Source organism: Niastella sp. sgz303648 (assembly GCF_059587045.1).
This window is the reverse complement of the sequence record NZ_JCAPSW010000011.1, coordinates 99,350-121,812: the sequence shown is the minus strand read 5'-3', so window position 1 is coordinate 121,812 and position 22,463 is coordinate 99,350. Positions and strand designations below refer to the sequence as shown.

At 42.8% G+C, this 22,463-nt stretch carries 14 protein-coding genes; 11 read left to right on the top strand and 3 right to left on the bottom strand.

Annotated elements, in window-relative coordinates; all coding sequences use genetic code 11:
- The first annotated feature begins 50 nt into the window (after window positions 1–50).
- The 6 genes from AC59IL_RS27455 to AC59IL_RS27430 all read left to right on the top strand — a co-directional run bounded on the left by AC59IL_RS27455 (window position 51) and on the right by AC59IL_RS27430 (window position 10,174).
- The gene (locus AC59IL_RS27455) at window positions 51–1,019 is read left to right on the top strand and encodes an N-acetylmuramoyl-L-alanine amidase family protein (protein ID WP_496555429.1); all 969 of its coding nucleotides are present in this window, start codon (window positions 51–53) and stop codon (window positions 1,017–1,019) included.
- Between the two features lie 279 nt (window positions 1,020–1,298).
- A complete protein-coding gene (locus tag AC59IL_RS27450) occupies window positions 1,299–2,270 on the top strand; it encodes an MlaD family protein (protein ID WP_496555428.1) in 972 nt (323 codons plus the stop codon).
- Window positions 2,271–2,287: 17 nt separating this feature from the next.
- Window positions 2,288–4,426 carry an OstA-like protein gene (locus tag AC59IL_RS27445; protein ID WP_496555427.1) on the top strand — a complete coding sequence of 713 codons (2,139 nt, stop codon included), beginning with the start codon at window positions 2,288–2,290 and terminating at the stop codon, window positions 4,424–4,426.
- 192 nt (window positions 4,427–4,618) lie between these two features.
- Window positions 4,619–8,053: a TraB/GumN family protein gene (locus tag AC59IL_RS27440; protein WP_496555426.1), complete on the top strand. Its 3,435-nt coding sequence runs from the start codon at window positions 4,619–4,621 to the stop codon at window positions 8,051–8,053.
- Window positions 8,054–8,459: 406 nt separating this feature from the next.
- A complete protein-coding gene (locus AC59IL_RS27435; protein WP_496555425.1) occupies window positions 8,460–8,918 on the top strand; it encodes a hypothetical protein in 459 nt (152 codons plus the stop codon).
- 506 nt (window positions 8,919–9,424) lie between these two features.
- Window positions 9,425–10,174, top strand: coding sequence for a DeoR/GlpR family DNA-binding transcription regulator (locus AC59IL_RS27430; RefSeq protein WP_496555424.1), 750 nt, complete (start codon window positions 9,425–9,427; stop codon window positions 10,172–10,174).
- Window positions 10,175–10,297: 123 nt separating this feature from the next.
- Here the strand turns inward: AC59IL_RS27430 and AC59IL_RS27425 are convergent, their stop codons facing one another.
- The gene (locus tag AC59IL_RS27425; RefSeq protein ID WP_496555423.1) at window positions 10,298–11,236 is read right to left on the bottom strand and encodes a hypothetical protein; all 939 of its coding nucleotides are present in this window, start codon (window positions 11,234–11,236) and stop codon (window positions 10,298–10,300) included.
- Window positions 11,237–11,247: 11 nt separating this feature from the next.
- On the bottom strand, window positions 11,248–12,405 hold the full coding sequence (locus AC59IL_RS27420; protein ID WP_496555422.1) for a hypothetical protein: 1,158 nt from the start codon (window positions 12,403–12,405) through the stop codon (window positions 11,248–11,250).
- A 653-nt stretch (window positions 12,406–13,058) separates the two neighbouring features.
- Between AC59IL_RS27420 and AC59IL_RS27415 the strand changes: the two genes are divergently transcribed.
- The 4 genes from AC59IL_RS27415 (at window position 13,059) to AC59IL_RS27400 (ending at window position 19,641) form a co-directional block, all read left to right on the top strand.
- Window positions 13,059–13,808, top strand: coding sequence for a DeoR/GlpR family DNA-binding transcription regulator (locus AC59IL_RS27415; protein ID WP_496555421.1), 750 nt, complete (start codon window positions 13,059–13,061; stop codon window positions 13,806–13,808).
- 131 nt (window positions 13,809–13,939) lie between these two features.
- Complete coding sequence (locus AC59IL_RS27410) at window positions 13,940–17,098, top strand: SusC/RagA family TonB-linked outer membrane protein (RefSeq protein WP_496555420.1); 3,159 nt, start codon at window positions 13,940–13,942, stop codon at window positions 17,096–17,098.
- 37 nt (window positions 17,099–17,135) lie between these two features.
- Window positions 17,136–18,800 carry a SusD/RagB family nutrient-binding outer membrane lipoprotein gene (locus AC59IL_RS27405; RefSeq protein WP_496555419.1) on the top strand — a complete coding sequence of 555 codons (1,665 nt, stop codon included), beginning with the start codon at window positions 17,136–17,138 and terminating at the stop codon, window positions 18,798–18,800.
- A 37-nt stretch (window positions 18,801–18,837) separates the two neighbouring features.
- Window positions 18,838–19,641 carry a DUF4397 domain-containing protein gene (locus tag AC59IL_RS27400; protein ID WP_496555418.1) on the top strand — a complete coding sequence of 268 codons (804 nt, stop codon included), beginning with the start codon at window positions 18,838–18,840 and terminating at the stop codon, window positions 19,639–19,641.
- A gap of 93 nt (window positions 19,642–19,734) precedes the next feature.
- Here the strand turns inward: AC59IL_RS27400 and AC59IL_RS27395 are convergent, their stop codons facing one another.
- A complete protein-coding gene (locus tag AC59IL_RS27395; RefSeq protein ID WP_496555417.1) occupies window positions 19,735–21,138 on the bottom strand; it encodes a nucleoside recognition domain-containing protein in 1,404 nt (467 codons plus the stop codon).
- A 213-nt stretch (window positions 21,139–21,351) separates the two neighbouring features.
- Here AC59IL_RS27395 and ychF point away from each other — a divergent pair, with 213 nt between their 5' ends.
- Window positions 21,352–22,449 carry a redox-regulated ATPase YchF gene (ychF, locus tag AC59IL_RS27390; protein WP_496555416.1) on the top strand — a complete coding sequence of 366 codons (1,098 nt, stop codon included), beginning with the start codon at window positions 21,352–21,354 and terminating at the stop codon, window positions 22,447–22,449.
- Window positions 22,450–22,463 lie beyond the last annotated feature (14 nt).

The following is a 22,463-nucleotide window of genomic DNA, read 5'->3' as shown; positions in this document are numbered from 1 at the left end:
ATCTTTGCGTTATTCCATCATATTTGATGGAATCTTAAAGCGACGGATACATGCCGCAAAAAATCTTTTATTACTTGCTGGGGGTTAGCCTCAGCATGATCGTTTCTTCTTATAACCCCGCTTCAGCCGGACGCAATCCCTCACCAGTGGGGCCTGCCCCCCGAAAGGCAGGCATCAAAACAATTATTATCGACGCCGGTCACGGCGGCCGCGACCGTGGCGCCCGGGGTGATTATTCGTTCGAAAAGGATGTTTGTTTGGCCATTGCCCTGAAACTGGGTAAAAAAATGGAGCAACAATTCCCCGATATAAAAATATTGTATACACGTACCGGTGATACATACCCTGCCATTAAAGCCAGGGCCGATTTTGCCAATTCGCATAAAGGCGATCTGTTTATTTCGATTCACGCCAATGCAGCTCCTAAAATCAAACATTCGCAATTTGCAGGATACAAAACACAGATTTATTATACCCGCAAAGGCAAAAAAAGGATCAAACATAGCCGCCGCGTAAAAAAATACAAAGTTTATTACACCGATAATCCATCGAAAGGCACCGAAACCTACATCTGGGCAGCCGACCGCAGCAAAATAAAAGGCGAATTTGTGGGAGAGCGTATGGCCGAAGAAGTGAACGATTCAACAGAATATGCACCCGACATCAATGATCCCGAATTCAGGGCCAAATCGCTTTTATGGACAAAACGCTTTTTTAATAAAAGTTTGTTACTGGCCAATTTGGTGCAACAGCAGGTAGCAAAAGAAGGTCGTTCAAACCGCGGGGTTAAACAACGTAACGAAAAAGGCATATGGGTTTTACAAGCCACGGCCATGCCCAGTATTCTGGTCGAAACCGGGTACATCACCCATCGTGCTGATGAAGATTATCTGAACAGCAAAAAAGGCCAGGAAGCAATGGCATCTGCCATAGCAAATGCTGTTAAACAATACCGTAATGAAACGCAATCAGCGGTTGCATCCAACTCCTTCAAAAACGGTATTTCCTCACGCAAATAAGAAACAAGGCACAAGGTTCAAGGCACAAGACGTTAAATTTTTATGAACCTGTGTGAACTTTAAGACCTTGTGCCTTGTTACTTGTACCTTGTAACTTGTGCTTGTTCCTTGTTAGTCAATTTTTTATACTTTTGCTGTCAAATTGCCGTTTAACAAAGGCAGAAAAACAAAGCACAAAAAAGATAGAAGGTACAGGAGGTATAGTTTCAGTGAATCTATTTAAACCGGAAGCCCTTGTACCTTGTAACTTGAATCTTGTGCCTTAAATATAGCATTCTGATGAAAATTTCTAATGAAACAAAAGTAGGCGCACTAACCGCTGTTGCGATTACCGTGTTAATACTTGGCTTTAATTTTTTAAAAGGAAAAGATATCTCCAAGGCCGTTAAAGTATATGCAGTTTTTCCGAATGTTGAAAAATTACAGGTTTCCAATCCTGTTATTATTAACGGGTTACAGGTGGGTAAAGTAGCCAGCCTGGTGGAAAAAGATAAAAACCTCAGCGGTATAGTTGTTACCATAAACATTACCAAAGACCTTAACATTCCACGCAACTCCGTTGCTACACTCTCCAGTGAACTGTTAAGCTCAGCCCAGGTAAATATTTTTCTTGGTAACGGCACCAACTATTTACAGGATGGCGATACATTACGCACCGAAAGATCCCTGGGATTGACCGACAGACTGCAAAAAAGCATTGACCCGGCTCTTGAAAATGTTAATAAAACCCTGCTTTCGCTGGATGAGGTGATTCAAAAACTGAATACCATTCTTGATCCCAATACGCGCAACAACCTGCAGGGCATTATTGCCAATCTGGCCACTTCAAGCAAATCGCTTGAACAATTGCTGAATACCGAAACAGGTATGCTGGCCAAATCGATCGGCAACCTGAATACCATCACCACAAACTTCGCCCGTAATGGCCCTAAAATAGATAGTACATTTACGAATCTGCAAACCGCTACCGATAAATTAGCACACGCAAAAATTGCCGAAGCAATTGAAAGCGTTCAAAAAACTATGGCACGGTTAGAGGCTGGCATTGGTAAAATCGACAGCAAAGAAGGCACGCTTGGACTGCTGTTAAATGATCGCCAATTGTACGATGAGGTCCGTCGCACCAATCGCAGTTTAACTATCTTGCTCGACGATTTAAGGGTTAATCCTAAACGCTACATAAACATTTCACTCTTCGGCCCTAAGGATAAAAAAGGACCTTTAAAAGCACCGCTTGATTCACTGAAATAACAAGGAAAGCAATATAAATGATACGATATGTGGTTTCGCCGTTGATGGTAACGCTGATAGTGTTATTATCGTTTGGCAAAGTACATTCTCAGGTAATTACCAACCGGCCCGGAGCAGATACTATGAAGTTAGTACACCTCATTAATGCCGACCGGCTTAGCTATAAACGTCCCGACTCATTGACCGATTTGCAGATGCTTGCCGGTAACGTACAGCTAAAGCAGGATAATACCTTATTTTATTGCGACAGTGCCGTGTTCAATAAAAATACACGCTTTCTTGAAGCATTTGGCAATGTGCATATCATAGATAATGATACGGTAAACATAAGGTCACAGTATCTGCAGTATTTCGTAGATACCAAGATGGCCAACTTAAAAAACAACGTATCATTAACCGACAATAAAAGCACCCTGCTCACCAATGAACTGCAATATGACCTGAACCTGAAAATTGGTGAATACCACAACGGCGGAAAACTGATCAACAAAGAATCGGTGCTTACCAGTAAAGAAGGTACTTATTACGAAGAGTTGAAGGATGTATATTTTAAAAAGAACGTTGACCTTAAAGATCCCAAATATACGCTCCGTACCGATTCATTATTATACAACACAACTACCCAGATAGCTACTTTTATTGCACCCACTACCATTATCGACAGTTCAAAACGTACCATCAAAACCAGCGATGGCTTTTACGATACACGCAACCGCAAAGCGTATTTTGGGAAACGGCCTGTTTTAAATGACGGAGCAGTAAAAATTATAGCCAACAGCATTGAAAGCGATGACAGTACCGGTATCAGCAAACTCCGCGGCAATGCGGTTTACATTGATACCGCGCAGGGTGTTTCGGTGCTGGCGAATTATATCGAGGCAAAGCGCGAAGATGGCACATTCTGGGCCACGCAGCACCCGCTGATGATCATCAAACAGGACAAAGATTCAATTTATATTACTGCCGATACGTTGTACTCCGGCCACTTAAGCAAACAGCCCTGGTACAATAAAACCGACAGCCTCAAAAACGATACTACCAAACGCGTTGGACCGGCTGTTAAAAAGCACGATGTAGCCATTTTAAAAGATTCAGCCGTTAGTACTGATTCGGTTGGCGGCAAAAACTTAGCTATTAGCAAAGACTCAACGGTTGGCAAAGATTCAGTTATCGGTAAAAACTTAGCCGTTAGCAAAGATTTAACTGTTAGCAAAGATTCAGTTGCCGGCAAAAACGTAGTCATTGGCAAAGAACCAACTGTTGTTAAAGATTCGGTTGTTGACAAAAAATCAGCCGCTGACAAAGAAAAAAAATCAGCCGTTGCCAAAAAGATTAATAAACCGAAAACGGAAACCGCTAAGCCGGCTGCAGTAAAACCCACAAATAGCGCTGATAACAAAAACGACAGTACCGACAGGTTTTTTCAGGCCTGGTACCATGTTCGCATATTCTCCGATTCGATGCAGGCTGTTTCGGATAGTCTTTTTTATTCGGGCAAAGATTCGACCTTTAAATTATTCACCAATCCCGTTATGTGGGCCAGCAACAGCCAGATAACAGGAGATACCATGTATTTATATACCAAAAACAAAAACCCCGACCGCCTGTACGTTTTTGAAAATGGTTTCGCTATTAATCAAAGCGACAAGGAAATGTACAACCAGATAAAAGGGAACCGGCTGAATGGTTATTTTAAAGATGGTTCAATAAATTATATGCGCGCCCAGGGAAGCGCCGAAAGCATTTACTACGTAAAAGACGACCATAATTATCTTGTAGGCGTAAATAATGCTACCAGCGATATTATCGACATGCGGTTTAAAAATAAAGAGCTGAATAAAGTGGTATTTATTAGTGAGGTGAACGGTACCCTGTATCCTATCAGACAGGCAACTGAACAAAATAAAATATTACGCAACTTTAAATGGCTCGAAGAAAAACGCCCCAAAACCAAATTTGAATTGTTTGCCGATGATAAACCGCCGGTAATTATCGACAGCACCAAAGAGATTGACAGTACCACCCAAAACGTCGATAGCGTCAAAAACGTACTACCTCCGGTGCCTGCCGCAACTTTACCAAAGCCGGCAGCGCCACAAAATAAAAACAATAAGGTTCCGAAATCAGACATGAAATTGCCAAAATCAGAGCTCTGATTCTGAAGTCGGAAGTCGGAAATCGGAAGTCCGATTATTTCTGCTTGTAAACTTAAATAAAAGATTGGGGAAACACAGAATGTCAGCATCAAGGACTCTTCTGACTTCTGACATCAGACTTCTGACTTCGTTTCTCCAGGGTTTAACACTATATTGCAATACCGTCAAAGCGGTAGTGTATAAACCGTTTCTATGTACCATTATCGAAAATTATCCTGCCTGCTGCTCCTGTTGGTTGCATCGCTTGCATCATTAAGCCAGCAAAGCTACCCCAATACACTATTATGGCGCATTTCGGGAAAAGGAATTACACACCCCTCCTACCTGTATGGCACCATGCATCTTACCGATAAAAGATTATTTCAATTTGGCGATTCGGTGTATCGTGCCATTGAAAAAACCGAAGGACTGGCCATTGAAGTCAATCCCGATGAAATGGGCGCTTATTATATAAATAAAGCAATGGATGAAGCCGAAGGCAAAAAACTTTCTGAAATCCTGAATCAAAAAGATTATAAAAAATACAGTATCGCACTGTCGAAAAAATTTAAAAAGAAAGCATCTGAGGTAACAACCAGTGATATTGTAAAGGAAAAAAACAAATGGCTGGCCGATTACCTCGAAAACGGCGAGATGCCCACTTTTGTTGATGCATACCTGTATAATATCGCACGCCGGCAGGGAAAGTGGCTGGGAGGCGTTGAAGATTTCAGCGATCAGAAAGGCCTGATCGATGAGCTGATTGATAAATCGGATATTGATTTTATGCTCGCAGGCGATTCGTCGCTGGTTAAACAAAGCAGTAATCGCATGCTCGAAGCGATGATCGATTTATATACCAGCCAGAATATTACGGGTATTGAATCACTTGCCATAACATCGGGCGAAGAAAAAGACCTGCTGCTCATTAAGCGAAATGTAAAAATGGCGCGGCGTATCGATAGCCTCATGGCCCTTAGAACCATGTTTGTTGCGGTTGGTGCGGCCCATCTTGCAGGCGACAGCGGCGTTATACATCTTTTACAACAACGGGGTTTTACCGTAGAACCGGTTTTTTCTTCCCAAAAAATAGATCCCAAAGATTATACTTTTAAAGAAGTTCACCTTCCCTGGACAGAAGTTCAGGACGAAAAAGGATTGTACAAAGTATCGTTACCCGGCAATGCCGGTACAGTAAAGCTTTTTGGATTTGTTGAAATGAAATTCCTGTTCGACATTTTCAACCTTTCCAATTACTCAACCATGGCTATTATCAATCCTGGTAATACGTTAAATAAAGACAGCCTGTTAAATGCCATGGCGCAACGCATGTTCAGGAGTAAAAAAGTGTTGCCTGCCAAAAAAATTGTAAACAACGGCATCGAGGGCAATGAATACCTGCAACAAATACAGGGACAAAACATACGGTTACAGGCGTTTATTTTCGAAAAGGTAATATATGTTGCTTTTGTAAATGCGGTGAAAAAAGAATCACTAACCTCTGCCGACGCCAATAAATTTTTCAGTTCATTCAGTATAAATAAATCACGGCCGGTATCATCGGGCAGTTATGTTTTTACCGATTCAATTATGGGCATCAGCTTTACGTCGCCGGCCGAAATGAGCTATAACCAAAAAGTAAGCGGCGATAAAGACGAAGCCTGGCATGTAAGCGGATTTACCGGTACCGATATGGCCAGCGGTTCTATTGTAATTTTATTTTCAAAAGATGTTAAACCGGGCCATTATATTACCAGCGACACGCTTATACACAGCCAGCTTGCACAACAGTTAAAAACCCAGTACTCGAACATACGCAAACAGGATATAAATATTCAGGGATATGCAGGCGTACGGTTAAGCGGCCGCAACATCCTTCAGCCTGATTTTTACATGGAAGCATTATCTGTTGTAAAAAATAACAGGAATATCGTGATGCTCGTAGTGAGCGATTCAATGCACCTGAAATCGCCCGAAACACAAAAAATATTCAGTTCGCTGCGCTTTATTCCACCACCGACAGTAAACTGGGCATTACATACCACCACCGATTCAGTGCTATCGGCCCGCGTACCCGGCGCATTCAGAACAATCGACAATGGCACCCGGCGCATTTTGTGTTCCTTTGATACAACTACCGCCTCATCGTACTACATCATTGCCGACACCCTGAACAAATACGCCTGGTACAAACACGACACCAGTTTTTGGAAAGAACGGATCGATTATTACTCAAACGGATTTTCGGTTGAAAAAGAAAGCGACATACAATTCAACGGCACACCGGGTAAGGAATTGCTGATCAAAAAAGATATCGTGTATAAAAGAATGCGGCTGGTTTTGCACGAGAACAAAATGTACGAAGTATTGGTATCGGGCAACAAACAATTTGTATATAACAGCGATGCTACCGAATTTCTTAACAGTTTTACAATAAACGCAACGGCAAAGTATACCAACTTTATTAATCAGCCCAAAGCAGCCATGTTGCTGCACGATCTGAGTGATAAAGATTCGGCGGTTCGGGCTGAGGCTTATAAAAGCATGTCGGCTCCCCTTTTCGAAAAAAGCGATCTGCCGCTCTTACACGAAGCTTTGCTGAAACAATATCTTTCTCCTTTTTCAATGGAGCAGGCCGATGCGATCAATTTGCGCATAGCCACTGTATTAAACCAGTTAAGCGATTCAACCACCATTGCTTTTATAAAAGAAAAATATCCTTCTTTACCCGAAAAGCAATCGTTTAAAAACATTGCTTTAACGGTGCTTGCACACATGCATACCAAAGAAAGCTATGCTACACTGGCACAGTTATTAGATCAATACGGCGCCTCGGCACAATGCATGAACTACTCATGCCTGACCGCATTTAAAGACAGTCTTGCCTTAACCGCCGGCATCATTTCAAGTTTGCAAAAGCTGGCAAAAGACAGTGCGCATACCTCTTTTATTGCACAGGTATTGGTAACGCTTAAAGACAGCGGCTTTTTACAACAGGAGCAGCTGGTAGCCGCGCAGAATGATTTTATACTAACTGCCCGCAAACTACTGCCGTCGGTAAAAAGTTCTGATAATTATAATTATGGAATGTTTCATATTGTGAAGCTGCTTGGCCGGTGCAATACCGTTGATGCGAATACTGTATTAAAAAGCTACCTCGGCGTAAAGGATAAATACCTGAAAAAAGAAGCGGTAAAAGAACTGGTAAAAAATAATCAGCGAGTGCCATCGCAGGTAATAACCGGTTTGGCTGCTGCGAAAGAAATCAGGTTTGAATTATACAATGATTTAAAAGACCTGAAAAAAACAGTCCTGTTCCCCAAACAATACCTTACACAGGCATATTTTGCCGAATCGGCCATTTATCAAAATGCCAGTGATGATGAGGAGCCGGAAAAAATCACTTTTCTATCGTCACAAACCACTTCATATAATGGCAAACAGTATGTTTTTTACCTGTACCGGGTAGTGTACGATGAACAGGACGAAACACCGGGCTACCTGGGCATTGCCGGCGGATTTAAACCGGGCAACAGGAACCTTGAACCCGAAAAAGACATAACCGGTATATACTGGGAGAAAAATTTCGATGCTGCCAAAATAAACACGTTGTTTAAAGAATACCTGAATAGTTTGCGTTCAGAATAAAGGCCAAACTGTTACAGTGAAGTCCTGAGCGTAGTCGAAGGGACGATTGGTACAAACCCTGAGCGTTGTCGAAGGATGCTTGGTACAAACCCTGAGCGTAGTCGAAGGATGATTGGTGCAGCCCTGAGCGTAGTCGAAGGGATGACCGGCTCCTCCGGAGCGAAGCCTGCCCGACTGCCGGTGGCCCGAAAGAATTCGTTAAAAAACAATAGCACTACTTTAACAGTCAGTTAATCAATACCTTTGGCACTATTTTCGTTTTTACCAAACGACCTTACGCACGATACGCATCCGATGGGTTACCCGAGATATAATTAGCATTTAAGCACCCATCTGATGCGTGTATACCATCCACCCTTAGCTGTAATGAATATTTCGTCACCTGAACAATCAAAAAATTGTTTTCATGAAAAGGATCTCCATAACCCTGCCTGTTATTCTTATCAGTTTGGTTTTATGTAACCGTGCTTCGGCACAAAGCTACCGGTTTGCGGCAGGTATACGGCTGAGCAACTCATCTCCTACTTTAAATAATTCAATTTCGGGTAAATTTTTCGCTACCGATAAAACCGCAATCGAAGGACTTATTTCATTCGGCAGCCGGTTTGGCATTGGTGGTTTGCTCGAAATTCATAACCAGTTCAGCTCACCCGGATTAAGCTGGTTTTATGGCGGTGGTGTATATGTGGGGTTTCAGGATGGCAATACCTATCTTGGTCCAACCGGCATCGTAGGCCTCGACTATAAATTTCCCAATTTACCTGTTAATCTTTCCATCGACTGGAAGCCTGAGTTAGACATCATTCCCGACATCAATTTTGTACCCGATGCGTTTGCTTTTACAATACGGTATGCGCTTAAGTAAAAGGTACAAGGCACAAGATTCAAGGCACAAGGCATAGCGCGCCAGGGTACAGGCTACCAACAGGCTTGTTGCATTAACCAGAGCATTACTCGATTATCACTGATATCAGATGTATACTTCAAATGAAAAGTGATTTAAGAAACTCGTTATACAAGAGTTATAGGGAACTTATAGAGGACTTATAGTAAACTTATAGGAATGTTACTCCCTGGGTACTCCCTGGGTACTCCTTACCTACTCCCTGCCAACTCCGTATCCTTCCCACAAGTCACTCATTCATGATGGCACAGAAAAATGCAACAAGGATCAACAACTATATTGCGGGTTTTTGAGATGATATAGCCGCTTTAGATTCCTGGCGCCTTACACGAAGCACAAAACCGCAAAACACTACCTCTTTTTTGCGAGTTTACGCATAATTATGCACCTTATATCCACTTTCAATGTTCAATATGCACTTTTGTGCAACATTTCATTTTATATTTGAGATGAAACCCAACCAAACTATGCTGAAAAAAGAACGGCAGGCATACATCCTGCATCAGGTAAATCTGCATAATAAAGTACTTTCATCCCTGCTTAGTCACGAAATACGTGTATCGGAAGATACCATTCGCCGCGATCTGCAGGAGCTGGCCGAAGAAGGCAAACTCATAAAAGTACATGGAGGCGCCCTGTCGCATTCTTTTAACGAAGTAAATTATTCGGTCAACAACGTTTACTCGCAGGATCAGAAAAAGATCATTGCCCAAAAAGCAGCCGCGCTTATCGAAAACGGCATGTTTGTATTGACCAGCGGCGGAACAACCATCATTGAAATGGCCCGCGCCCTGCCGCCCATGTTGAAGGCCACTTTTGTGTCGGGCAGCATACCAGCGATTCTCGAATACATGCAGCATCCCAATATTGATGTGATCATGATCGGCGACCGGGTTTCGAAAAATTCCAAGATCACCATCGGAGCCGAAGCGATCACAAAGATCAAAGACATCAATGCCGATCTGTGCTTTTTAGGCATCAATGCCATCGATATCAAACGGGGCACTACCGAAAACGACTGGGAAATTGCGCAGCTGAAAAAAAGTATGATCGACTCATCGCAGAAAATAGTTTGCTGTACCATTTCTGAAAAAATAAATACACTGCAACCTGTTCATGTATGCGATATTCAGGACATCGATATTCTGATCACCGAATTGCCACCCGATGCGCCTGTATTGAAGCCCTATGTTGATGCGGGGATCCAGGTGTTATAGGCATCCGATAGGTTTTCCGCGGAGATTAATATACTCAATTTACCTATGGGATGCCCTGTTTAATTAAAAAAAGCCGCATTTCTGCAGCTTTCGAAGCACCGTTTAAACTTACTACTAAAATCTTTATTTGTTTTGTTTGCTTTTCATTTTTTCCATTTCTTCGGTCAATGCTTTAATTTGTTTTTGCTGCTCAATCACGTATAGAGTAAGTTCTTCTATCTTCTTTAAAAGCGTAAGCTGGTTATCGCCCAGGTTCAATCCGTCTTTCACTATTTCAGCAGCAGAAGGAACTTCGGGCAGATGATGATATTGCTGAATGTATTGCTCTACCTCACTTAAAGGCCGTAACCGGTAGCTGGTATGAAAAACATAATCCGGCGGAGTTCTGGAAGCTGAAGCAACTATTGTATACACTCTCGCGTCTCCCTCTACCTGCAATTTATATTGCGGGTTATTGGTGCCGATGCCAACGTTGCCGTTATCCATCAGCACAAGGCGATGAGTACACATGTCTGCACAACTGTTAGCCCCGTATGCCCAAAACTGTAAACTGTTACCATAAGCACCCGTCATATTATAAATAGCCCATGCACGCGCTGTTCCACCGACTAATTTTCCCGGGTGAACTAATGTTATAGAACCACCAATTTGATTATTATCCATCTGACTCGAAATCCATAGCCTTCCCTGGTTAAAATTCATATAAAAATCACCAGCCTGCTCCAGATTGAAATTAAAGCTACCGGTCTGCTTCAGTATGAAATTCATATTACCAGGTGTTTCTTTTGTCAGGTTAAAACCACTCCCGTTATCTAAGCCCATCCAAACATGTCGATTACCACCTCTTTTAAATGCCATATATTGCCAGGCGTTATCCGGACTATTAAATGTGAGTACATTATCATCCGTTTCTATAAGTGTTTTGCCGGCAATATGTACTTTTTCCTGTGGCGCACTGGTGCCCAATCCTATTCTACCCGAACTTTTTACACTCACCTGGGCATTTAATCCCAAATGAAAAATAAGTAATACGGCCGTTAGGATCTTTTTTGAACTATACATGGGTGTTACTTTTAATGGTGCTTGTTTTTTATTACAGTTTTAACCTGTTTCAATTCCTGTTTTAAGTCTTTTATTTCTTTTTGCTGCTCAATAACATACAGGGTAAGCTCTTCAATCTTCTTTAATAACAGCGCCTGGTTATCGCCTACATCCAGACCGTCTTTTTCTACTTCTTTAGCAGAGGGAACCTCAGGCAGGTGATGATATTGTTTTATGTATTGTTCAACTTCGTTTAAAGGTCGCAGCTTGTAGCTGGCATGAAAAACATAATCGGCCCAGGGATAGGGCTTTACTTTCACTTTGGTAAAAATGGCATCGCCATTTACGGCAAAACGGTAGCCCTTTGTATCATTGGTGCCGATGCCTACAAAACCATTAGGCATAATGGCTATTCCGTTGGTGAACGAATTGCAACCCATATAGGCTATTCCGGCCTGGGCACCTGCAACAAAAGTCCCCTGAATATCAGAGCCCGTAACATAGATACTTCCTCCCCATACGTCGAGCTTACCACGTGGAGAAGTTGTTCCTATCGCCACATTGTTATCTACGGTAAAGTTGCTATTGCTTATTCTGAGCCCAAGGCCATTGTCATTGAGCGGTTCGTAGGTAATATAATTATCATTCCAGTCAAAAAAACCGCCATCATCTGCAATAGCTATTCCGGCGCCTGTTCTATTGCCTTCATTCACCATAATCGTTGGATATTTTATTCTTCCATGCGAATTCCACGCAGCCCCGTCTTTGTTAATAGTTAATGGATAATTAGGAGCTGTTGAGCCAATACCTATATTTCCAAAGTTGGTTATCATCAATCGGGTTTGCAATGTATTTTCGAGGGCCCCCGGTTGTTTACTTTGCAATTCAAGGCGGCATCCATAAGCGCCATCATCAGTGGCAAGAATCCTGCCCGCAGGTAACGAGCTTCCTGCATCATATGTTGATAAATCAATTGCGCATTGGGCGCCGGGCATACCGCCTCCGGTTAACCGTATTACCGGGCCTAAACCACCCTGAACAGAGTTTTTCACTTCCAGTAGTGTAACAGGACTTTGTGTTCCAATTCCTACATTACCTGTACCGGGATACCAGTTTTGTGCACGTGCAATGCCGGTTGTTATGCTGAATGCAAACAATATAGTTGCATTAATTAATAGCTGAGATTTCATATAAATTACTTGCAGGGTTATTTAAAAAAATTAAAAGCCGTAATAATTACAGAAGTGAATTAAATAAAGCATCTTTTACCCGGTAGCATGTCCGGTTCCGGTATAACCAATATGTTGAAGGAATTGCAGTTTTTTCGGTAAGAATAATGAAGGGTCCATATTCGATAAGGTTAGTTTTTGGCGGTTGAGTTATTTTCCCGAATACAATTGTTGTGTTTTATTGTAACTGGTAATAAAACGGTTTTAAAATTAATGTTCCATACAACATCACCCAATAAATTTAATAAGCGTGTTGTTTTAGGCCATAACCGTGTTGATTAGGCAAATAAGTGTGAAAGCAGTTTTATATTTCGCAACTAAAATACCCTTCCATTATACAACCAAAGCACATACATTTTTCAAAACGCATTCATGAATATGCTGCATCAGTTCAATAAGAATGTAAAGCGCATTGCGAATCAACAACGGCAAATCTTCAGTTTTTTGCTCACCGTACTACCAGCCTTCTATTATTTCAAATCATTTACCGCACAAAACAGCAAACAGGTAACTAAAATGCGGTTAATGCAGCATTTTAGCCCAATAAAATGTCTGCTTTATGCACTTTTATGCGTTATTGACCCTATATTTGTTTGAACCCTTACTAACGGTATATGCTTAAAAAAGAGCGTCAGGCCTATATATTACACCAGGTAAACCTGCACAACAAAGTTTTATCATCGTTGTTGAGCCAGGAAATACGCGTTTCTGAGGATACAATTCGCAGAGATTTGCTGGAACTTGCCGAAGAAGGCAAGATCATTAAGGTACATGGCGGCGCCCTGAGCCATTCATTTAACGAAGTTTATTATCCCACCGACAACGTTTATTCGCAGGACCACAAAAAGATCATTGCACAAAAAGCAGCCGCGCTTATCGAAAACGGCATGTTTGTACTGACCAGTGGAGGAACCACCATCATTGAACTGGCGCGCGCATTACCTCGCCAGTTAAAGGCCACTTTCATGTCGGGCAGCATTCCGGCCATTCTCGAATACATGCAGCACCCATACATCGACGTGATCATGATTGGTGACCGTGTTTCAAAAAGCTCAAAGATCACGATTGGCGCCGAAGCCATCGGCAAAATAAAACAAATCAATGCCGACCTGTGTTTGCTCGGCATTAATGCCATCGATCTGAAATACGGAACAACCGATAACGACTGGGACGTAGTGCAATTGAAAAAAGCCATGATACAATCTTCCCAAAAAACAGTTTGCCTCACCATATCTGAAAAGATTAACACATTACAACCTATCCACATCTGTGATATACAACACATCGATGTTCTTATCACAGAATTATCGCCTGATGATCCTAAGCTGAAACCATATATCGACTTAGGCATAAAGGTATTATAAAACTGCCGGGCAGCTATTTTTTATCGGGGCCTTATGAAAAAGTTTAATGATAACAGCTATAACCAAAAGTTGTAGCTGAACAATGGCTTTTTAACAATCATTCACAGATTAATTGAACCAAAAACACTGTCATGAGAAAATTCAGCAGGCTCCTGTTAGCAGGAATCTTTCTTCTATTAAGCGTCTGTGTTACAGCCCAGGAAAAAGTAATTTCCGGCACGGTAAAAGATGCAGACGACAACACGGTATTGCCGGGTGTATCAATCACTATTAAAGGCACTAACCGTGGTACCACAACCGATGTCCACGGTTCATTTTCACTGAAAGCCCAAAAAGGAGATGTACTGGTTATTTCTTCGGTGGGTTATGAAACGAACCAGATTCGTGTAGGCGATGCAGCGGCCATTTCGGTAAAAATAAAAAGCTCACAAAAACAAATGGGCGAAGTGGTGGTAACGGCCATGGACCAAAAAAGAAACCCGCGCGAGCTGGGCTACTCGGTTCAATCCGTTAAGGGAACCGACATTCAGCAAACGCAACGCGAAAATTTCATAAACAGTCTGCAGGGACGCGTAGCGGGCTTAACGGTTACCCCTACTTCGGGTGTTGCGGGCGCTTCGTCGAGTATTGTTTTAAGAGGGTTCAACACCTTATCGGGCAGCAACCAACCGTTGTTTATAGTAGATGGCGTGCTGATAGATAATACCACCTTAAATTCGAACTCATACAGTGGCACAGGTGTAGGGCTTGCTTCGGATTTAAACAACCGCAATAATGATTACACAAACCGTATTGCCGATTTGAACCCTAACGATATTGAATCGGTTACTGTTTTAAAAGGCCCCGAAGCAACCGCTTTATATGGCAGTCAGGCAAGCTCAGGCGCTATTGTAATAACTACAAAAAAAGCAAACAGTGCGGGAAAACTAATAGTTAATTATGATAACAATTTCCGTTTACAAAAAATAACCCGTTTTGTAGAACTCGAAAGCAGGTATGGCCCCGGTGTAAATGGCGTGCCTACTGCTCCGCCGCTTTCAGGACAATTCGCCAGCTTTGGCCCGGCCTGGCCAACAGATACAAAGATTTACGATAACGTTCATCATTTTTTTGAAACAGGGTTCTCTCAAACCCACAACATCGGCGTTGAATTTGGTACAAAGAATGCAGGTTTCAGGCTCTCGGGTACTTATTTCGATAATCAGGGAACAGTACCGTTCAACTCCTACACAAAATATAATTTAAAACTTTCGAACAACACCAAAATAGGCAAATACATAACCATCACCCCTTCGATCGCCTATATTAATTCCGACAATGTAAAACCCATCAAAGGCGTTTCGGGGTATTTGCTCGATCTGTATGCATGGCCTGCCAATAATGATATCACCAACTACCAGGATGCCAAAGGCAATAAATTGTTAATGTTTAACACCAATTATAACGTTGACTACGATAATCCTCTGTGGAGTGCAAAGAATAATAAAACCGGTGATAAAAACAGCCGCTGGGTGGCAACATTCGGAATAGATATCACTCCGTTTTCATGGCTCACTTTATCGGGCCGGTTTGGATACGATACCTATAAACAGGATGGGTACCTGTTTACCCATCCCCAATCGTACCTGTTAAGCGCTTCAACCGGCGGTACACTGGATAACTATTACAGAACATACGAAGGATATAATCATACGATTACAGCTACTGCAAAGAAAAAATTTGGCGACTGGAGCACAAGATTAATGGTAGGAACCATGTGGGAAGATTTTGAAACCCGCCAGTTTGGTGTTACCGGTAATCACTTAAAAGATTCAACAAGTACCGACAGCAGCAATACCCTCGAAGGCTCCAGAACACGCCTGCTTCGTAATTATTTCGGCTTACCCAACCTGAACACATTAAGAGAACTGGCTTATTTTGGTGAGGTTTCGGTAGGCTATAAAGACCTGGTATATCTTACGTATTCACATCGTTTCGAAAACGCTTCCCCGCTTCCAAAGCAAAACAACAAGTACAATTATCCCGGGGTTAGTTTGAGCGCGATTTTATCAGATATCATTCCGGCCATAAAAGGAAATATTCTGGAGTATGCAAAAATAAGAGCATCGCTGGCCGGCACGGCAAGGCTAAATGATCCATACTCGAACCAGTCGTTTTTTGTAAACAACCTGAACAGTTCGGCTATTAACCCCAGCTACACCTATGGCTATACGAAAGCCAATCCCGATCTGAAACCCGAAAGGCAGCATACCTATGAAATTGGTACAGAATTAAGATTTTTAAATAATGCCATTACGCTCGAAGCAGCTTATTATAATACACTTTGCATTGACCAGATAGTGCAGGGCTACAGAGCCAGCTATGCAACCGGAGCGGTTTTAAATACTGCCAATGCCGCATCATTACGTAACCAGGGGCTTGAACTATCATTGAACCTTAATCCTATCAGAAAAAAAGACTTAACCTGGAATGTGAGCTTCAACTTTAACCACATGTGGAGCAACGTTATTGACCTTCCGGCTTCTATAGGAAAGGATAATGATTTTTATAATTCCGATACTTACATTGGCGCACGTGGAGGTTTGGTACGCGGACATTCAACCGGAACAATCACCGGCACCAGTTATGCCCGAAACAATGCCGGCCAGATTCTTATTTCTCCTTTAACCGGCCTACCCGAGATAAATGGCACCTTTACTATCATAGGCGATCGCACACCCGATTTTACATTGGGAACCATAAACAGTTTCAGGTATAAAAACTGGAACCTCAGCTTTTTGTGGGATTTAAAAGTAGGCGGGGATATTTACAATGCAACCGATCAGGTAAATACCGGTATTGGTAAAAGCAAAAGAACATCCGACAGAACAACGCCAAGGGTAATAAACGGAGTACTTGACGATGGTTTGCAAAATACCGGCCACCCAACGCCCAATAACATTGTAGTGGTTCCTTATTATATAACCAACTATTATGCAAGTACAAGCACCTTCGCCACTACCCTGCCGCATGAAGAATTTATTCAGCATAATGTAAACTGGCTGAAATTAAGAGATATAACGCTTAACTATATACTGCCCGAAAAAGTTACCCATGCAATAAAAGGCATGAAAGCGTTAAGTGTTTTTGTAACAGGCAATGATTTAATACTGATCACCAATTACCAGGGCGCCGACCCGGCTGTAATTGCCAGCAATCCCGGCTCGGTAGGCGTAGGCTCATATGGATTTGATTTTGGTAGTCCGGCCACACCATTAAGTGTAAGCTTTGGATTACGTGCCCGTTTTTAACCTGATACATTACAAATGCAAATTCAAAAAAATTCTTATGCGAAATAAATTCTTACTTACCATATTTACCCTAACTGCCGGCGCTATAGGCATGCAGGGGTGCAGTAAAAAAATTGATGAAGCATACCTGAATCCCAATGCTCCTATTCGTGTACCCATTGAATCGATATTACCGGGAGTAATCGGCGGCATACAATATTTCTACTCATCGGCAGGTACTACCTTTGGCCTTCAGCTCGACGCTACTTTCATAGGCCGGTATGTACAATATTTTTCAACCCAAACCGACGTGGAGAACTATGCCGAAATGGGTGGAGTAACAGGCGTAAACGATAATACAGGTTCTATCTGGGGCGCTGTTTATTATGCACACGGAAAAAATGTAAACCGCATTATTGAATGGGGTACCGAAGAGCAGAAATGGGATTATGTGGGTGCAGCCTGGGCCATCAGGGCCTGGGGCTGGCTCGAATTAACCAATGAATACAACGACGGCATATTGAAAGAAGCATTCAATGAAAATTTATCACAGTTTCATTACGATACGTCACCTGAGTTTTATGACAGTTGCCGCGCCATTTGTTTCAGGGCGCTGAGCTTTTTAAACAGAACCGATGGCAACGTAAACAAAGAAAACTTTGCCAAAGGCGATGCATACTTTTTAGGAGGTGATGTAAACAAGTGGAAAAAATTTGTGTATGGCATCCTCGCACGTTCCTATATTGATCTGAGCGCTAAAAATCTTTTCGCAGCCAACAATTATGCATACGCCGATTCTGCCATCAAATATGCCGACCTGGCAATGACAACTAACGCCGATAATCCGTATGTACAATTAGCCGGTGGGTTACAAACCGGTACGAATAATTATTATGGTCCATACCGTGCAAACATCGGTACTTACAGACAATGTGCTTATATAGCCGATCTGATGTCGGGCCGTAATTCCACTGCATTTAATGGTGTAAGCGATCCCAGAGCATGGTATATGTTGCGTGAAAATAACTCCGGCAACTTTCAGGGGTTCCTTCCCTGGAGAGGCAGCAATACACCCGGCCTTACTTCAAGCTTATATCCTTTAAATTTCTGGGGACATGCAACCTATAATGCAACAACTGCCCCCGTCGTTGATACCAGCCGGTATCTTTTCCAAAACACATCTCCCTGGCCTGTTATGACCGCTTCGGAAATGCAATTCATAAAAGCAGAAGCGCTGTACAGAAAAGGTAAAAAAGCCGAGGCGCTCACGGCCTACACCAATGGCATCAGCCTTGACTTTGATATGCTAACCACCACCTATCCGCAACATATTCCGGCAGCCAATGTAATTACACCGGTTGTTAAAGCCGCCTATCTTGCCAACCCCGCCGTTGTACCGGCATTGGCAGATGATCTTACATTAACACACATCATGCTGCAAAAATACATTGCTCTGTATGTGTGGGGAACGCACCAAACCTGGATCGACATGCGCAAATTTCATTATGACGAGGTTCTTGACGAAGCAACCGGTAAACCGGTATATGCCGACTTCACACCGCCTTCGGGTCAATACCTGGTTGCAACCAACAATGGCAAAAAAGTATACCGGTGCAAACCAAGATATAATTCAGAATACCTGTACAATGTTCCTGAATTAACAAGGATCGGTGCATTTGATGCGGATTATATCACCAAAGAATGCTGGTTTTCACAAAAATAATTCTGGTACGCTTTACAGTAACAATAAAAAATTTCAGATGAGAAATAATATTCTGGTTGTTATTGCAATAGGTTTCACAATGTTTTTCATTGCAATCTCTTCGTGCAAAAGAGAATATTCGCCTGTTGCTTCATATGATACACCTGCAGGAACTGCATACCTGCGCATCGTTCATGCAGCGCCGTCTTTTGGTAAAATTTTTAATGTGCCTGATTCGTTTAATGTATTGGTAGGAGGCACCAAAGTGTCGGCATTTTTACCCGGCAGTAATCCATATTTGAGTTATGGAACCATCTACCCTGGCAGTTCAACATTGTATGGCTATGTTACTGTGCCTGCAGGAGAACAGGAAATTAAACTTTCTTCCGGCGTTTTAAACCCCGACTCTGTTACCATAAAGCGGTTTACAAAAGTGCTTGTTCCCAATGCGTATTATTCATTAATAGTAACCGACTCGATTACCTCTGACCGGGATGCCGCGCAGATATTTGTTCGCGACACCATTAACAAGCCAACTGTTGGTTATTTCAATTTACGGTTTATACATGCTGTATGGAATGATACTACCGGCAAATCGGTTGATATATGGTCTTCAAGAAATAACCGCTATCTGGCTACCAACATTAAACCAGGATATGTTACCACATTTGCGTCGTATGGCTATAATTCGCAGCTGAACGATACATTGTCTGTACGACGTTCAGGAACCGGTTATACACTGGCTACCTTTAACAACGTTGCATTTGGCAATCAAAGAACCTATACGTTGTATTATAAAGGAGATGGTACGTTAACCACAGGCACCCGGGCAAGAGGGCTTGCTACTTATGTGCATCAGTAAGGATCAGTAAATCAGATAAAAAAAGAAAAGGTGAGTCTACTGCCAGTTGGCGAAGAAGCTCACCTTTTTTCTTATAAAGGGTGAATCGACCGTTTACGCAGTCGTTCCAAAAAAGATATAGGCCAAAGTAATTGCAGTAAGAACGCCCACTAAATCGGCCAGCAGCATAGCGCCGATGGCATAACGGGTATTTTTGATCGAAACAGAGCCAAAGTATACAGCAATAACATAAAAAGTGGTATCGGCAGCACCCTGAAAAATGCCTGAGAGGCGGCTGGCAAACGAATCAGGGCCATTGGTGATCATGGTGCTTACCATCATACCCCGGGCAGCGCCGCCGCTTAACGGGCGTATTAACGCGGTGGGCAGTCCCTCCACAAATCGGGTGTCGGCCCCCAGTAAAGCAAAAAAGCTTTTTATACCATCCATGATCACGTCGAACGTACCACTGATGCGCAGCATGCTTACCGCAACCATAATGCCTACCAGGTAGGGAATGATGCGAATGGCTGTATCAAAACCATTTTTGGCCCCGTCGATAAAAGCATCAAAAAGGTCTATCTTTTTATAAATACCTCCCAACACGATCAGCAAAAACACCAGTAATATCAACCCGTTGCTCAATACACCCGAAAAAAACTGCACGCCGTTCGCATCCAGGGTAGTAATATACCACACCAGCAGAGCAACCACTGCAGAAATGCCCAATATCCATGTGATAATAACAGGCTGAAAAAGATTTATCTTTTGGCGAAATGATACAACGAACATGGCCGTTAGCGTACCCACAAACGTCACGATCATACAAGGCAGAAAAACATCGGTAGGGTCGCTGGCATTTTGGGTAGCCCTGATGGCAATAACGCTCACCGGAATAATATTAAAACCCGCCGCATGCAAACAGAGGAACATGATCTGCGCATTGGAGGCGACCTCTTTTTTCGGATTCAGCTCCTGCAGGCTTTGCATGGCCTTTAATCCGAATGGCGTTGACGCATTATCGAGCCCCAGTAAATTAGCAGAAAAATTCATGATCATATGTCCCATGGCCGGATGTCCTTTAGGCACTTCGGGGAACAGTTTTGAGAAGAACGGTCCTATGATCCGTGCCAGCAGGTTGATGCCCCCCGCCCTTTCAGCAATATTCATAAACCCGATAAACAAGGCCATCACACCTATCAATTTAAGGCATAATTCAACGGCATCCCAACAAGTGTCGATGATCCCGTTGGCAGCCTGAACCTTAACAGCAACCACCTTACCTGCTTCCTTACGGTAAATCAGGTCGCCCTGCTTCACCCGGCCAACAGTATCCAATGCCGCCGCCAGCGAAGGTTCAGCCGCAGAAACAGGCATTTCCTTCACCTGCACCGAATCACCGCGTTTACCCACCACCATCGAGCTGAATATCTGCTTTTGACCACCGGCGAGAAATTGAATACCAGCAACTAAAATAGAAACTATGATGAAGGCACTCCATATTCTGCTTAATGCCATAAGGGAATAAGATTAAGCGTTGAAGATAAAGGAATCCGGGCATACTATAATCACCCCGTAATACCCTATCTTTGCGCGCCGAAAACACGTTTTAAGTGGTAAGTAGTAAGTTATAAGTTTTTAACCGGCAAAGGCCTGAAACTCATTTACAGCTTACAACTTTTAACCTGGATTCCGGACTTACTACTTATAACTTATAACTTACAACTTAAGATGGCTTTACAAGCAGGAATAGTAGGATTACCGAACGTAGGAAAATCAACCTTATTTAACGCAGTGAGTAACAGCGCTAAAGCGCAGGCCAGCAATTACCGGTTCTGTACCATTGAACCGAATGTGGGCCTTGTAGATGTTCCGGATCCCCGTTTAAATAAACTGGCCGAACTGGTTCATCCCGACCGTATTGTGCCTACTCAGATCGAAATTGTGGATATAGCCGGACTGGTTCGCGGGGCCAGCAAGGGCGAAGGATTGGGCAATAAGTTCCTGGCTAATATTCGCGAGGTAGATGCCATCATTCATGTGATCCGCTGTTTTGAAGATGAAAATATTTTACGTGAAGAAGGCGCCATCAATCCCGTTAGCGATAAAGAGATCATCGATATAGAGCTGCAGCTGAAAGACCTGGATAGTGTGGAAAAAAAGATCAGCCGTACCGAGAAACAGGCCCGCCTCGATCCAAAGCTGAAAGCAGAATACGAAGTATTGGTTCGTTGTAAAGAACACCTTGAAAAAGGAAAGAGCATTCGTGAGCTGGGATTGGGTAAAGATGAGCTGCCAGCTATTGCCGACCTGTTTCTGCTTACCAATAAACCAGTACTGTATGTGGCCAATGTTGATGAGGCCAGTATGCATACCGGTAATAAATTTTCTGCCGCCTTACAGGAAGCCGTTAAAAACGAAAAGGCGCAGGTAATTGTAATGAATAACAACATCGAAGCGCAGATATCGGAGATGGAAGACCCCGCCGACCGCCAGATGTTTATGGAAGAATATAAAATGGAGGAACCGGCCCTGAACCGGCTCATTCATTCAAGCTATAAATTACTCAATCTGCAAACTTATTTTACAGCCGGTGTGCAGGAAGTGCGCGCCTGGACGATCCATGAAGGCTGGAAAGCCCCGCAGGCTGCTAGTGTAATACATACTGATTTTGAAAAAGGATTCATCAAAGCCGAAGTGATCGCTTACGACGACTTTGTTAGCTATGGCTCCGAAGCCGCCTGCCGCGAAGTTGGTAAGCTGCGCATTGAAGGAAAAGAATACATTGTTAAAGATGGTGATGTAATGCACTTCAGGTTTAATGTGTAGGGTGTGGTGGACCT

Coding starts and splice junctions, on each gene's coding strand:
- AC59IL_RS27400 (WP_496555418.1), top strand. CDS start 18,838: ATGAGAAATAATATTCTGGTTGTTATTGCAATAGGTTTCACAATGTTT.
- AC59IL_RS27455 (WP_496555429.1), top strand. CDS start 51: ATGCCGCAAAAAATCTTTTATTACTTGCTGGGGGTTAGCCTCAGCATG.
- AC59IL_RS27405 (WP_496555419.1), top strand. CDS start 17,136: ATGCGAAATAAATTCTTACTTACCATATTTACCCTAACTGCCGGCGCT.
- AC59IL_RS27425 (WP_496555423.1), bottom strand. CDS start 11,236: ATGTATAGTTCAAAAAAGATCCTAACGGCCGTATTACTTATTTTTCAT.
- AC59IL_RS27395 (WP_496555417.1), bottom strand. CDS start 21,138: ATGGCATTAAGCAGAATATGGAGTGCCTTCATCATAGTTTCTATTTTA.
- AC59IL_RS27440 (WP_496555426.1), top strand. CDS start 4,619: ATGTACCATTATCGAAAATTATCCTGCCTGCTGCTCCTGTTGGTTGCA.
- AC59IL_RS27420 (WP_496555422.1), bottom strand. CDS start 12,405: ATGAAATCTCAGCTATTAATTAATGCAACTATATTGTTTGCATTCAGC.
- AC59IL_RS27450 (WP_496555428.1), top strand. CDS start 1,299: ATGAAAATTTCTAATGAAACAAAAGTAGGCGCACTAACCGCTGTTGCG.
- AC59IL_RS27435 (WP_496555425.1), top strand. CDS start 8,460: ATGAAAAGGATCTCCATAACCCTGCCTGTTATTCTTATCAGTTTGGTT.
- ychF (WP_496555416.1), top strand. CDS start 21,352: ATGGCTTTACAAGCAGGAATAGTAGGATTACCGAACGTAGGAAAATCA.
- AC59IL_RS27430 (WP_496555424.1), top strand. CDS start 9,425: ATGCTGAAAAAAGAACGGCAGGCATACATCCTGCATCAGGTAAATCTG.
- AC59IL_RS27410 (WP_496555420.1), top strand. CDS start 13,940: ATGAGAAAATTCAGCAGGCTCCTGTTAGCAGGAATCTTTCTTCTATTA.
- AC59IL_RS27415 (WP_496555421.1), top strand. CDS start 13,059: ATGCTTAAAAAAGAGCGTCAGGCCTATATATTACACCAGGTAAACCTG.
- AC59IL_RS27445 (WP_496555427.1), top strand. CDS start 2,288: ATGATACGATATGTGGTTTCGCCGTTGATGGTAACGCTGATAGTGTTA.